At 64.7% G+C, this 12,440-nt stretch carries 11 protein-coding genes and 8 tRNA genes; 16 read left to right on the forward strand and 3 right to left on the reverse strand.

The features are described 5' to 3' along the window. The first annotated feature begins 20 nt into the window (after positions 1-20). Complete coding sequence (locus AC3WL7_RS10240) at positions 21-770, forward strand: sulfite exporter TauE/SafE family protein (protein ID WP_200733271.1); 750 nt, start codon at positions 21-23, stop codon at positions 768-770. 3 nt (positions 771-773) lie between these two features. Here AC3WL7_RS10240 and AC3WL7_RS10245 read toward each other — a convergent pair whose 3' ends face one another. Both AC3WL7_RS10245 and AC3WL7_RS10250 read right to left on the reverse strand, forming a co-directional pair. Beyond that, the gene (locus AC3WL7_RS10245; protein ID WP_492750190.1) at positions 774-1,394 is read right to left on the reverse strand and encodes a flavin reductase family protein; all 621 of its coding nucleotides are present in this window, start codon (positions 1,392-1,394) and stop codon (positions 774-776) included. 137 nt (positions 1,395-1,531) lie between these two features. Beyond that, positions 1,532-2,290 carry a Bax inhibitor-1/YccA family protein gene (locus tag AC3WL7_RS10250; protein ID WP_492750191.1) on the reverse strand — a complete coding sequence of 253 codons (759 nt, stop codon included), beginning with the start codon at positions 2,288-2,290 and terminating at the stop codon, positions 1,532-1,534. 180 nt (positions 2,291-2,470) lie between these two features. On the opposite strand from AC3WL7_RS10250, the gene AC3WL7_RS10255 reads away from it, so the two are divergent. From AC3WL7_RS10255 to AC3WL7_RS10285, 7 genes are all read left to right on the forward strand, one after another. After that, positions 2,471-2,547, forward strand: a tRNA-Pro gene (locus AC3WL7_RS10255). Between the two features lie 37 nt (positions 2,548-2,584). Next, a tRNA-Arg gene (locus AC3WL7_RS10260) sits at positions 2,585-2,661 on the forward strand. A 131-nt stretch (positions 2,662-2,792) separates the two neighbouring features. Beyond that, complete coding sequence (locus AC3WL7_RS10265; RefSeq protein WP_079220807.1) at positions 2,793-3,521, forward strand: hypothetical protein; 729 nt, start codon at positions 2,793-2,795, stop codon at positions 3,519-3,521. Positions 3,522-3,706: 185 nt separating this feature from the next. Beyond that, positions 3,707-3,783: transfer RNA gene (locus AC3WL7_RS10270), tRNA-His, on the forward strand. A gap of 79 nt (positions 3,784-3,862) precedes the next feature. Continuing rightward, a tRNA-Lys gene (locus tag AC3WL7_RS10275) sits at positions 3,863-3,938 on the forward strand. A 138-nt stretch (positions 3,939-4,076) separates the two neighbouring features. Next, positions 4,077-4,152 (forward strand) — tRNA-Lys (locus AC3WL7_RS10280). 237 nt (positions 4,153-4,389) lie between these two features. Beyond that, positions 4,390-4,674, forward strand: coding sequence for a hypothetical protein (locus tag AC3WL7_RS10285; protein ID WP_492750192.1), 285 nt, complete (start codon positions 4,390-4,392; stop codon positions 4,672-4,674). A gap of 21 nt (positions 4,675-4,695) precedes the next feature. On the opposite strand, the gene AC3WL7_RS10290 is transcribed toward AC3WL7_RS10285, so the two are convergent. Further along, positions 4,696-5,358, reverse strand: coding sequence for a DUF2306 domain-containing protein (locus AC3WL7_RS10290; protein ID WP_492750193.1), 663 nt, complete (start codon positions 5,356-5,358; stop codon positions 4,696-4,698). Between the two features lie 122 nt (positions 5,359-5,480). On the opposite strand from AC3WL7_RS10290, the gene AC3WL7_RS10295 reads away from it, so the two are divergent. The 8 genes from AC3WL7_RS10295 (at position 5,481) to AC3WL7_RS10330 (ending at position 12,439) form a co-directional block, all read left to right on the forward strand. Next, positions 5,481-5,565 (forward strand) — tRNA-Leu (locus AC3WL7_RS10295). A 189-nt stretch (positions 5,566-5,754) separates the two neighbouring features. Then, the gene (gene tig, locus AC3WL7_RS10300) at positions 5,755-7,050 is read left to right on the forward strand and encodes a trigger factor (protein ID WP_079220810.1); all 1,296 of its coding nucleotides are present in this window, start codon (positions 5,755-5,757) and stop codon (positions 7,048-7,050) included. A 75-nt stretch (positions 7,051-7,125) separates the two neighbouring features. Next, positions 7,126-7,752, forward strand: a complete 627-nt coding sequence (gene clpP / locus AC3WL7_RS10305) for an ATP-dependent Clp endopeptidase proteolytic subunit ClpP (protein WP_079220811.1) — start codon at positions 7,126-7,128, stop codon at positions 7,750-7,752. Between the two features lie 127 nt (positions 7,753-7,879). After that, a complete protein-coding gene (gene clpX, locus AC3WL7_RS10310) occupies positions 7,880-9,169 on the forward strand; it encodes an ATP-dependent Clp protease ATP-binding subunit ClpX (RefSeq protein WP_108758290.1) in 1,290 nt (429 codons plus the stop codon). A 142-nt stretch (positions 9,170-9,311) separates the two neighbouring features. After that, complete coding sequence (gene lon, locus AC3WL7_RS10315; RefSeq protein WP_492750194.1) at positions 9,312-11,762, forward strand: endopeptidase La; 2,451 nt, start codon at positions 9,312-9,314, stop codon at positions 11,760-11,762. 219 nt (positions 11,763-11,981) lie between these two features. After that, complete coding sequence (locus tag AC3WL7_RS10320) at positions 11,982-12,254, forward strand: HU family DNA-binding protein (protein ID WP_004146343.1); 273 nt, start codon at positions 11,982-11,984, stop codon at positions 12,252-12,254. Between the two features lie 11 nt (positions 12,255-12,265). Next, positions 12,266-12,340 (forward strand) — tRNA-Val (locus AC3WL7_RS10325). A 25-nt stretch (positions 12,341-12,365) separates the two neighbouring features. Further along, a tRNA-Asp gene (locus tag AC3WL7_RS10330) sits at positions 12,366-12,439 on the forward strand. Position 12,440 lies beyond the last annotated feature (1 nt).

Below are 12,440 nucleotides of genomic sequence, written 5' to 3' on the forward strand. Positions count from 1 at the left end.
CCGCGGCAACGAGGAACGTGATGGATCCGGTCTATCTGCTGGTGGCGATTGGCGCGATCGTCGCGGGTTTCGTACAGGGGCTGTCCGGGTTCGCCTTCGGGATGGTGGCGATGTCGTTCTGGGCATGGGGATTGGACCCGCGCCTGGCTGCGGCGCTGTCGGTATTCGGTGCGCTCACCGGCCAGTTGCTGGCGGTGTTCACCGTGCGGCGCGGCTTCAACCTGCGCCTGCTGCTGCCGTTCGTGCTGGGCGGCCTGGCCGGTATTCCGCTGGGCGTGCTGGTGCTGCCGCAGCTGGACATGGCCTGGTTCAAGGCGCTGCTGGGTGGTTTTCTGGCGGTCTGGTGCCCGGTGATGCTGGTGGTGCGCCGGTTGCCGCCGATCACGGTCGGTGGGCGCATCGGCGACGCGGTGGCCGGCATGGCCGGTGGCGTGCTCAGTGGCATCGGCGGGTTCGCCGGGCCGGTGCCGACGCTGTGGAGCACGTTGCGCGGCTTCGGCAAGGACGAGCAGCGCGCGGTCATCCAGAACTTCAACCTGGCCATGCTGGCGGTGACCATGGCCACCTACGTGGGCAATGGCATGGTCACCCGGCAGATGCTGCCGTACTTCGCCATCGTGGCCCCGGCCATGCTGGTGCCGACCCTGCTGGGCGCGCGGCTGTACATCGGCATCAGCGAGGCGCGCTTCCGGCAGATCGTGCTGGGCCTGCTGACCGCGTCCGGCATCGCCCTGCTGTGCTCGGCGCTGCCGGTGTTGCTGTCGCGCTGAGGCTCAGGCCGGGCGGAACATGCGGAAGCGCTGTTCGGCGCTGACCCGGAAGTAATCGGCCGGGCCGCCACCGCGCAGGATCGGGTCGGCAGCGGCGGTGTCATAGATGCCATCGACCAGCAGCCGCGCGTCGATATGTACTGCCACCACCTCGCCCAGCACCAGCCAGCCGTTGGTGTCCTGGCCGGCGGCATCGCGCAGGCGCACGATCTGCGTGCAGCGGCATTCCATGCTGACCGGGCTCTGCGCCACGCGCGGCGGGCGTACCTGGGTGGATGCCAACGGCGCCAGCCCGGCCAGGCTGAACTCATCGACCTCCGGCGCGACCGCGCGGCAGCTTTCGTTCATCGCCTCGGCCAGGTCGAAGGTGGCCAGGTTCCAGACGAATTCGCCGGTGGCCTCGATGTTGTGCAGCGAGTCTTTGCGGCCCTGGCTGGAGAAGCCGATGATCGGCGGGGTGTAGTTGAAGGCGTTGAAGAAGCTGTACGGCGCAAGGTTCAGGGCGCCGTCGGCATCGCAGCTGGAGATCCAGCCGATCGGGCGCGGGCCGATGATTGCGTTGAACGGATCGTGCGGCAGGCGGTGGCCTTCGGCCGGGCGGTAGCTGTGGAATGTGTCGGACATGGGGTGGGGGTTCCGTAGAGTCGAGCTTGCTCGACTGGATCGGAGGCAGTCGAGCAAGCTCGACTCTACCGCGTGAGACCCACGAAAAAGCCGCGACCCTTGCGGATCGCGGCTTGTCGTTTACGGCTTGATTGGACTCAGCGCTGCTGGATCTTCGACAGCAGGCGCAGGAATTCCACGTACAGCCAGACCAGGGTCACCATCAGGCCGAATGCGCCATACCACTCCATGTACTTCGGCGCACGCTGGGCCACGCCGGTCTCGATGAAATCGAAATCCAGCACCAGGTTCAGCGCGGCCACCACCACCACGAACAGGCTGAAGGCGATGCCCAGCAGGCTGGCGTCATGGATCATCGGCACGTTGATGTTGAAGAAGCTCAGCACGAACGAGGCCAGGTAGAGCAGAGCGATGCCACCGGTGGCGGCGACCACGCCCAGCTTGAAGTTCTCGGTGACCTTGATCAGGCCGCTGCGGTAGGCGAGCAGCAGGGCGAACAGGGTGCCGAAGGTCAGCAGCACGGCCTGGAACACGATGCCCGGGAACTTCATGTTGAACAGGGCCGAGATGGCGCCCAGGAACAGGCCTTCCACCAGCGCGTACATCGGCGCGGTGACCGGCGACCATTCCTTCTTGAAGGAGGTCACCACTGCCAGCACCAGGCCGCCGATCGCGCCGCCCATGGCATACAGCTTGGCGCCGGCCATCACCTGGCCGTAGTCGTTGATCGACTGGTTCCAGGCGAAGGCGGCGGTCAGCACGGTCAGCAGCAACAGGATGCCGGTCTTGTTGACGGTGCCGTTGAGGGTCATCGCCTGGTCGGGGTGGGTCACCACCGAGCCGCTGGCCAGATCGAGGAAAGTCGACTCGGAAAGAGCCGGGTTGCCGCTGCGCATGCGAGATCTCCGTGCGAAAGGGGTGGTTACGGCCATCCGGCCGATTGCCGCGAGCATAGCCCATGGCCGGGCAAGGTGGCGTGGCGGCGGCACGTGGCCGGGCCCGCTGCGTTGACAGGCTGCGCTGCGCTTGTTCACAATGACCAGCTCCCCGGGCCCTGCCCGAGGGGATTGCAGTGCCGGGGTATAGCGCAGTCTGGTAGCGCGCCTGCTTTGGGAGCAGGATGTCGGGGGTTCGAATCCCTCTACCCCGACCAATCCCACTACGTCGGATTGGACGCCGTTCCGGTTCGGGCGCCCGTAGCTCAACTGGATAGAGCACCGGCCTTCTAAGCCGGCGGTTACAGGTTCGATTCCTGTCGGGCGCGCCATTGCAGGGAGGCTTTCCTGACTTCCGGCGCATGGCCCTCTTCATGTCCCCCCGTTACAGTCATTGCTCGGACAAGGCCGTCCGGGGCAGCGCGTTGTCCGCATTTCGTGCCCCATCAAAGGAGTGAGACGCATGACGGAACAGGCAGCCCGGGACAACGACCTCGCCGCGGAAGTGCAGCGCCTGCGCAGCAGCCAGCGGCGGCTTTCGCTGTACTGCGGCGGCGTCACCCTGCTGGCGGTGGCCGGCCTGCTGATGGGTGCCAGCGCCCATCGCGATGCCTCGTTCGATGTCATCGATGCGCAGCGCATCAACATCCGCGAACCTGACGGCACCCTGCGCCTGGTCGTGTCCAATCGCACGCGTTTCCCCGGTGGCTTCATGAAGGGCGAGGAGATCACCGCGCACAAGCGGCCCATGGCCGGCATGCTGTTCCTCAATGACGAGGGCACCGAGAACGGTGGCCTGATCTTCAACGGTGCGCTGGGCAAGGACGGGCGCCCGGACAGCGGGATGAGCCTCACCTTTGATCGTTACCAGCAGGACCAGCAGCTGCAGTTGCTGGGGCTGGACGGTCCGGAGGGCAGTTTCGCGGGGCTGATGTTCAACGACGTGGCCGATGGCCTGAAGCGCCCGATTTTTTCGGCCGATGACGAACGCCTGGCCAAGGCGGGCGAGGCGGCGATCACCCGTCGCGTCTTCCTCGGCAAGTCCGGTTCGCGCAACGCGATGCTGCAGTTGCTGGATGCAAAGGGGAATCCGCGCCTGCAGTTGCAGGTCACGCCGAAGGGCGAGGCGACGCTGGCGTTCCTGGATGAAGCAGGCGAAACGACCCGGGTCATCTCGGCCAGCGATCCCTGAGTGGCGGGTGCCGTCGGCCCCGGGCGGGCCCCTGCACATCAATGTGAAGAAGTGCTTGCAATTCCCGCGCGACTCCCGGAAAATGCCGGACTCGCTTCGGGGACGGAACTTCTGCTTCCGCCCACTCAAGGCAACGTATCAGGCTCCAGCGCCAGCCGCATCGGCGATGAAGCAAAGTTTCAGTGGTGGCTGTAGCTCAGTTGGTTAGAGTACCGGATTGTGATTCCGGTGGTCGGGGGTTCGAATCCCCTCAGCCACCCCACTGTTTCAACCGCATCGGCAACGCCGACACGGTATTGCAATAAACAGAATGCACGCTACAATGTGCGTCTGGGTTTTACGGGCTGTTAGCTCAGTTGGTAGAGCAGTTGACTCTTAATCAATAGGTCCAAGGTTCGAATCCTTGACAGCCCACCAAGACGGAAGCCACCTGGTATGCCAGGTGGCTTTTTTCTTCAGATAGTGCGGTACCCGGAGCAGCGCCGACGTCAACGATGTTGAACGAAGTGCTTGCATCCCCCAGGCGGATGGGGTCATAATTCGCGCCCCGATTTCGGGCTGTTAGCTCAGTTGGTAGAGCAGTTGACTCTTAATCAATAGGTCCAAGGTTCGAATCCTTGACAGCCCACCAGACGAAAGCCACTTGGTTCGCCAAGTGGCTTTTTTCTTGGCCGCGATCCAGCGATCAAAGGTGGCGCGCATCCACGCATGGCGTGGATCTACTGAAGCGATGCTTAAAACTGGGTTACATGCGTCATCAGTGTTTTCAATGCTGTGCACTGCATCTCACCGATCGCACTTCGCATCATTCCCAATGAATGTTCCGCGCCAGTGGCGCATGCAGGTGGAGTGAGTGTTGATGATTGCAATGAAACCGAATGCAGGGCTGATCGTGTCTGGCGCGCTGCTGCTTGCGCTGGTGGGCTGCACGGCGGGCGAGCCGCCTGCGACCGCCGAAGATCACGCGCAGACGGTGGAGCGCGGTGCGGGTACGGACATGGTGCCGGGGAAGCCGGCAGTGCCATCGGAAGATGGTGCAGCGGCCGAGCCGGTCGAGGTCACCCGCGCAGCGGACGGTTCCTCGGTCGAGCTGCGTAAAGCCGATCCTGCAGCGGCGCCGTCCTCGTCTGCACCGGCCCAGCCAGCGCAGTAATCCCACCGGGCCCGCGGTGGCTCAGGCCATCCGGGCCCGGACCGGTGCCGCACGCAGTCGCGGCAGGCGGCGTCCCGTTTCGTACGCCAGCAGCGGCAGCGCCCAGCTCAGCACCAGCAGGCTGGGCACCATCACCAGCGGCGATGCCAGCTGCATTAATGCCGGTACCAGCAGGAACAGGCGGAAAACCGCCGGCGACAGGGTCACCAGGTAGCTGCGCAGCATCCAGCGCCGATGGGCGTCGATCTCGCCGCGGCGGATCGTGCGGTAGCCGCGCAATGACGTGATCAGCCAGGCAAGGCCGGTGGCAGCAAACGCGAGCTTCAGTGCCAGCCAGCCCTGGGTCGTGACGAGCAGCCCGACCACGGCAGCACTGCCCAGCAGGATGCCCAGCAGATAGGTGCGCCCCAGCCAGCGGTGCAGGGTGGGCCAGCGCCGGCGCAACGCCGCCACGAACTGGCTGGCCCCCGCCAGCATGGCCAGGCTGCCGCCGGTAATGTGCAGCCACAGCCAGCTGCGCCGGTCCCAGAACATGCCGTAGGCCTCGGGCGTCACCTGCACATAGCGCTGCGCGGTGGCCCACAGGAAGTGCCCGGCCACGGCCAGGCCGAGCAGCCAGAAAACTGCCTTCCACCTGGCGTTCCAGGCGCGCGCGGAGGGCGGGGTGGGGGCGGTGTGCTCCATCAGGATGTCCAGCCGTGGCAGTCCGGCGAGTCTGCGCGAAATGCGTCGATCTGCACATTCAGCTTTGTCACGCCTTCCGCTTTGCAGCCCCACCTGCGACAATGAACCTCTGTGCCGGCCACGCGAAAGTGGCGGAATTGGTAGACGCCCTGGATTTAGGTTCCAGTGTCGCAAGGCGTGGGGGTTCGAGTCCCCCCTTTCGCACCAGTGCCGGCCTGTCCCCGCCCTGATCGGGCTCCCTGCGGCCCCTTGACCGCCACGCGCTGGCAGTGCAGGCCGAATTGGGCGAAACTAAAGGGCTGCGGCAAGCAGGCGCGTCCCAGACGTCGTGTCCTTACAACCGTTTCATCCCAATCATCGAGCCGGGGGCGTGGGCCACCGGTGGCAGGAGTCAACATGCAAGCTTCGATCGAAACCATCGGCAACCTGGAACGCCGCCTGAGCTTCTCGCTGCCGGAAGACCGTCTGCAGAGCCACATCAACGGCCGCCTGGGCGAAATCGCCCGTACCACCCGCATCAAGGGCTTCCGTCCGGGCAAGGTGCCGGCCAAGGTGATCGAGCAGCGCTTCGGCGCGCAGGTCCGTGGCGAGGCGCTGGACGGCCTGCTGCGCGAAACCTTCGATGCCGCCGTGCGCGAGCACGACCTGCGCATCGTCGGCAGCCCGCGCATCGACAAGGGCGAGGAAGGTGAATTCTCCTTCGTGGCCACCGTCGAAGTGGTGCCGGACTTCGGCGACATCGACGTCAGCAAGCTGACCGTGGTGCGCCACACCGCTGAGATCACCGACGCCGACATCGACCAGATGATCGAGAACCTGCAGAACCAGCGTCGCACCTGGGCCCCGGTCACCCGTGGCGCGCAGGACGGCGACCTGGTCGCGCTGGAAACCTGGTCGCAGGCCGGCGAAGAGCGCCTGCCGGCCGAAGGCACCGAGAAGGGTTCGATCGTGCTCGGCCAGGGCATGATGTTCGAAACCATCGAAAAGGGCCTGGTCGGCCTGGCCAAGGGCGAAGAAAAGACCCTGGACGTCGAGTTCCCGGCTGACTGGCGCGTGCCGGTGCTGGCGGGCAAGACCGTGCAGGTCACCGTCAAGGTCGTCGAGCTGTCCGAGCCGGTCGTGCCGGCCGTCGATGAAGCCTTCATCAAGAGCTTCGGCGTGAAGGGCGGCGACGTCGAGCAGTTCCGCAGCGACATCCGCGCCAACCTGGAGCGCGAGCTGAAGGGCGCCCTGATGAACCGCCTGCGCCGCGAAGTGGGCGAGCAGCTGATCGCCGCTTACGCGTCGGTGGAAATGCCGCCGCGCCTGGTCGAGAACGAAGCCCGCGCCATGCTGGCCCAGCAGGTCGAGCAGGCCCGCCGCAACGGCCAGAACGTCGGTGACGTCCCGGCCGATGCCCACGAGGGCTTCAAGGATGCCGCCGCCAAGCGCGTGCTGGTCGGCCTGGTGGTGGGCGAAGTGGCCCGCACCAACGACCTGCGCCTGGAACCCAAGCGCCTGAATGAAACGATGCGTCTGATCGCTTCGACCTACGAAGAGCCGGAGCAGGTCATTGAGATGTACCGCAACGACCCCCAGCTGATGTCTGGCCTGCAGAACCGCGTGATGGAAGAGCAGGTGATCGACTGGATCGCCGAGCGTGCCCAGCACACCGAAGAAAAGCTGTCGTTCCAGGACGCGATCCGCCAGTAATACGGGGCGGATCACCCCATACCCCGCGCCTGCCCTGGCGCGGGGGTGTTTCCCCCAAGACAGGTACCTCACGAAATGGACAACCGGACCAAAGCCCTGAACATGGTTCCCATGGTGGTCGAGCAGACCAGCCGCGGCGAGCGTGCCTACGACATCTATTCGCGCCTGTTGAAGGAGCGCCTGATCTTCCTCGTGGGCCCGATCGATGATCACATGGCCAACGTGGTGGTGGCGCAGCTGCTGTTCCTGGAAGCGGAAAACCCGGAAAAGGACATCAGCATCTACATCAACTCGCCGGGTGGCGTGGTCACCGCCGGCATGGCGATCTACGACACCATGCAGTACATCAAGCCGGACGTGAGCACCATCTGCGTCGGCCAGGCCGCCTCGATGGGCGCCCTGCTGCTGGCTTCGGGTGCTGCCGGCAAGCGTTATGCGCTGCCGAACTCGCGCGTGATGATCCACCAGCCGCTGGGCGGCTTCCAGGGCCAGGCCACGGACATCGACATCCATGCCCGTGAAATCCTGACCCTGCGTTCGCGCCTGAACGAAGTGCTGGCCAAGCACACCGGCCAGTCGCTGGAGACGATCGCCCGCGACACCGAGCGCGACAACTTCAAGAGCGCGGTCGACTCGGTGGCCTACGGCCTGGTCGACCAGGTGCTGGAGCGTCGTCCGGAAGAGTCGATCCAGGCCGGTTGATCGGCCTACACGGGGCCAGGGAGGCCCCGTTCCTGCAGGGTCGGACCGGGACTGGTGTCCCTCCGGCCCTGTGCTATTCTCGAATCGAACCCCCGTTCAGCGGGTGGGGTAACTGGGTAAGCGAAGCATGAGCGAAGACCGCCAAGGTCGTTCCACGGACACCGGCAAGATCCTCTACTGCTCTTTCTGCGGAAAGAGCCAGCATGAAGTGCGCAAGCTGATTGCCGGTCCGAGCGTGTTCATCTGCGATGAGTGCGTGGAGCTGTGCAACGACATCATCCGTGAAGAACTCGAGGAAAAGGCGCAGTCGGCGCGCAGTTCGCTGCCCAAGCCGCGCGAGATCCTCGAGGTGCTCGACCAGTACGTGATTGGCCAGAACCGGGCCAAGCGGACCTTGGCCGTGGCCGTCTACAACCACTACAAGCGCATCGAGAGCCGGCAGAAGAACGATGAGGTCGAACTGGCCAAGTCGAACATCCTGCTGGTCGGCCCGACCGGTTCGGGCAAGACCCTGCTGGCCGAAACCCTGGCCCGCCTGCTCAACGTGCCGTTCACCATGGCCGACGCCACCACGCTGACCGAAGCCGGTTATGTGGGCGAGGACGTGGAGAACATCATCCAGAAGCTGCTGCAGAAGTGCGACTACGACGTCGAGAAGGCGCAGCAGGGCATCGTCTACATCGATGAAATCGACAAGATCTCGCGCAAGAGCGAGAACCCGTCGATCACCCGCGATGTGTCCGGTGAAGGCGTGCAGCAGGCCCTGCTGAAGCTGATCGAAGGCACCGTGGCCAGCGTTCCGCCGCAGGGCGGCCGCAAGCACCCGCAGCAGGAATTCCTGCAGGTGGACACCAAGAACATCCTGTTCATCTGTGGCGGCGCGTTTGCCGGCCTGGACAAGGTGATCCAGCAGCGTTCCAACGACGCCGGCGGCATCGGCTTCGGTGCCAAGGTCAAGAGCGCCGAGCGCAAGGTGGAAGTGGGCAAGGTGCTGGCCGAAGTCGAGCCGGAAGACCTGATCAAGTTCGGCCTGATCCCCGAGTTCGTCGGCCGCCTGCCGGTGGTGGCGACCCTGGAGGAGCTGGACGAGCCGGCCCTGATCAAGATCCTGACCGAGCCGAAGAACGCGATCACCAAGCAGTTCAAGAAGCTGTTCGAGATGGAGAACGTCGAGCTGGAGTTCCGTCCGGACGCGCTGTCGGCCATCGCCAGGAAGGCGCTCAAGCGCAAGACCGGCGCCCGTGGCCTGCGCACCATCGTCGAATCGGTCCTGCTGGACACCATGTACGACCTTCCTTCGCAGGAAAACGTCAGCAAGGTGGTCGTGGATGAATCGGTGATCGAGCACAAGTCCGAGCCGTACCTGATCTACCAGACCCCGGCGGCCCCTGAACAGAAGGCCGCAGGCGCCGAGTGATCCTTTCAAATCCTTGATTTGAAAGGAGTTTGAACGAACGCCTTGCATCTGAAAGCCGATGGCCCCATAACGGGGCCATCGGCTTTTTTTGTCTCCGGAAGATGCCCTCCCGGAGGCGGTTTTCCCCTTCCCTGGAGCCCCCATGGCCCGTTCCCCAAGTGAAACCCTCGACCTGCCGGTCCTGCCGCTGCGCGACGTAGTGGTGTTCCCGCACATGGTCATCCCGCTGTTCGTCGGCCGTGACAAGTCCATGCACGCGCTCGAACAGGCAATGGAGGCAGACAAGCGCATCCTGCTGCTGGCGCAGAAGTCGGCCGAGACCGATGACCCGCATGCGGCCGACCTCTACCAGGTCGGTACGCTGGCGCAGGTGCTGCAGCTGCTGAAGCTGCCCGACGGCACCATCAAGGTGCTGGTCGAAGGCCTGTCGCGCGTGCAGGTCACCCAGGTCGACGAGCGTGATGGCTCGCTGCACGGCCGGGCCGTGGAGATCGACGCGGCCGACCCGCGCGAGCCGCGCGAGATCGAGGCCATCGCCCGCTCGCTGATGTCGCTGTTCGAGCAGTACGTCAAGACCAACCGCAAGCTGCCGCCGGAGCTGCTGCAGACCCTGGCCGGCATCGATGAGCCGGCACGCCTGGCTGACACCATCGCCGCACACATCAGCGTGCGCCTGGCCGACAAGCAGCGCCTGCTGGAAACGCTGGCCGTGGGCGAGCGCCTGGAGATGCTGGTCGGCCTGGTCGACGGCGAGATCGACGTGCAGCAGATGGAAAAGCGCATCCGCGGCCGCGTGAAGTCGCAGATGGAAAAGAGCCAGCGCGAGTACTACCTCAACGAACAGATGAAGGCCATCCAGAAAGAACTGGGTGACCTCGACGACGCGCCGGGCGAGCTGGAAGAACTGGCGCGCAAGATCGCCGAAGCCGGCATGCCCAAGCCGGTGGAAACCAAGGCACGCAACGAGCTGAACAAGCTCAAGCAGATGTCGCCGATGTCGGCCGAAGCTGCCGTCGTGCGCAACTACCTGGAGTGGCTGCTGGGCGTGCCGTGGAAGAAGCGCACCAAGGTGCGCAAGGACCTGAAGGCCGCGCAGGACACCCTGGACGCCGATCACTACGGCCTGGACAAGGTCAAGGACCGCATCCTGGAATACCTGGCGGTGCAGTCGCGCGTGAAGCAGATGAAGGGCCCGATCCTGTGCCTGGTCGGGCCGCCGGGCGTGGGCAAGACCTCGTTGGGCCAGTCCATCGCCAAGGCCACCAACCGCAAGTTCGTGCGCATGTCGCTGGGCGGCGTGCGCGACGAGGCCGAGATCCGTGGCCACCGCCGTACCTACGTCGGTTCGATGCCGGGCCGCATCGTGCAGAACCTCAACAAGGTCGGCAGCAAGAACGCGCTGTTCGTGCTCGATGAGATCGACAAGATGTCGATGGACTTCCGTGGCGATCCGTCCTCGGCGCTGCTGGAAGTGCTCGACCCCGAGCAGAACAACGCGTTCAACGACCACTACCTGGAAGTGGACCTGGACCTGTCCGAAGTGATGTTCGTGGCGACCTCCAACTCGCTCAACATTCCGGGCCCGCTGCTGGACCGCATGGAAGTGATCCGCATCCCCGGCTACACCGAGGATGAGAAGCTCAACATCGCCACCCGTTACCTGTCGCCGAAGCAGATCAAGGCCAATGGCCTGAAGCCGGAAGAACTGGAAATCGGCAGCGATGCCATCCAGGACATCGTGCGCTACTACACGCGCGAATCCGGCGTGCGCAACCTGGAACGCGAGATCGCCAAGATCTGCCGCAAGGTGGTGAAGGAAATCGCCCTGGCCGGCCCGCAGCCGGTGAAGGCGAAGAAGGGCGCGAAGAAGTCCAAGGCCCTGGTCAGCGTCACCAGCAAGAACCTGGACAAGTACCTGGGCGTGCGCCGCTTCGATTTCGGCCGCGCCGAGGAAGCCAACGAGATCGGCCTGGTCACCGGCCTGGCCTGGACTGAAGTGGGCGGCGATCTGCTGCAGATCGAATCGACGCTGGTGCCGGGCAAGGGCCAGCTGATCCTGACCGGCCAGCTCGGCAACGTGATGAAGGAATCGGCGTCGGCAGCCCTGTCGGTGGTGCGTTCGCGCGCTGTCGGCTTCGGCATCGATGCGGATTTCCTGCAGAAGCACGACGTGCACGTGCACGTGCCCGATGGCGCCACGCCGAAGGACGGCCCCAGTGCCGGTGCGGCGATGGTCACCTCGCTGGTGTCGATGCTGAGCAAGGTGCCGGTGCGTGCCGACGTGGCGATGACCGGCGAGATCACCCTGCGCGGTCGCGTCACCGCCATCGGTGGCCTGAAGGAAAAGCTGCTGGCGGCACTGCGTGGCGGTATCCGCACGGTCATCATCCCCGAGGAGAACCGCAAGGACCTGGCTGACATTCCGGCCAACGTCACCCGCGATCTGCAGATCGTGCCGGTGAAGTACATCGAGGAAGTGCTGGACCTGGCGCTGGAGCGTCCGTTGGCACCGAAGAAGGCGCGCAAGAGTGCGCAGCGCGTCACGGTGCGCAGCAAGGCCAAACCGAGTGGAAACGCGCGCGTCAAGCATTGACGCGCGCTGTCGAAATGCCTGAAACCCGCGTCGTTGCTGGCTTTCCACCTTGCGTGGGGGTAGGGGCGCTGGTATAAAAGCAGCACCCGCGAATGAGTGATCGCAGTCTGGTGATCACTGAATTCGGCGAACAGTTTCCACATGGCGGCCGTGCGCGCATCGCGTGCGGTTGCTTCCCTGTCGAATAAGCGGAACCCACCGCCAAAGGAGTTGTAGAGAATGAACAAGACCGAATTGATCGATGCCGTTGCTGAAGCCGCCGACCTGACCAAGGCCGAGTCCAGCCGCGCTGTCGATGCCGTCGTTGCTGCCGTCACCAAGGCGCTGAAGGACGGCGATGCGGTCACCCTGGTTGGCTTCGGTACCTTCCAGGTCCGCGACCGTGCTGCCCGCACCGGCCGCAACCCGAAGACCGGCGACACCATCAAGATCGCTGCTTCGAAGAATCCGTCGTTCAAGGCTGGTAAGGCCCTGAAGGATGCTGTAAACTAAGCGGCTCGCTGGGGTGCTTAGCTCAGCGGTAGAGCGTCTCCTTTACACGGAGAGGGTCGGGGGTTCGAAACCCTCAGCACCCACCACAGCACCGCAGTAAAAGTTAAGTGTGGAGCGGTAGTTCAGCTGGTTAGAATGCTGGCCTGTCACGCCGGAGGTCGCGGGTTCGAGTCCCGTCCGCTCCGC

The sequence above is a fragment of the Stenotrophomonas sp. FW305-3-2-15-E-LB1 genome (genome assembly GCF_058787375.1).

Bases quoted from the DNA above. Each gene is read 5' to 3' on its own strand.
- AC3WL7_RS10290 (WP_492750193.1), bottom strand. From the start codon at position 5,358: ATGGAGCACACCGCCCCCACCCCGCCCTCCGCGCGCGCCTGGAACGCC.
- AC3WL7_RS10240 (WP_200733271.1), top strand. From the start codon at position 21: ATGGATCCGGTCTATCTGCTGGTGGCGATTGGCGCGATCGTCGCGGGT.
- tig (WP_079220810.1), top strand. From the start codon at position 5,755: ATGCAAGCTTCGATCGAAACCATCGGCAACCTGGAACGCCGCCTGAGC.
- AC3WL7_RS10265 (WP_079220807.1), top strand. From the start codon at position 2,793: ATGACGGAACAGGCAGCCCGGGACAACGACCTCGCCGCGGAAGTGCAG.
- clpX (WP_108758290.1), top strand. From the start codon at position 7,880: ATGAGCGAAGACCGCCAAGGTCGTTCCACGGACACCGGCAAGATCCTC.
- lon (WP_492750194.1), top strand. From the start codon at position 9,312: ATGGCCCGTTCCCCAAGTGAAACCCTCGACCTGCCGGTCCTGCCGCTG.
- AC3WL7_RS10250 (WP_492750191.1), bottom strand. From the start codon at position 2,290: ATGCGCAGCGGCAACCCGGCTCTTTCCGAGTCGACTTTCCTCGATCTG.
- clpP (WP_079220811.1), top strand. From the start codon at position 7,126: ATGGACAACCGGACCAAAGCCCTGAACATGGTTCCCATGGTGGTCGAG.
- AC3WL7_RS10285 (WP_492750192.1), top strand. From the start codon at position 4,390: ATGAAACCGAATGCAGGGCTGATCGTGTCTGGCGCGCTGCTGCTTGCG.
- AC3WL7_RS10245 (WP_492750190.1), bottom strand. From the start codon at position 1,394: ATGTCCGACACATTCCACAGCTACCGCCCGGCCGAAGGCCACCGCCTG.
- AC3WL7_RS10320 (WP_004146343.1), top strand. From the start codon at position 11,982: ATGAACAAGACCGAATTGATCGATGCCGTTGCTGAAGCCGCCGACCTG.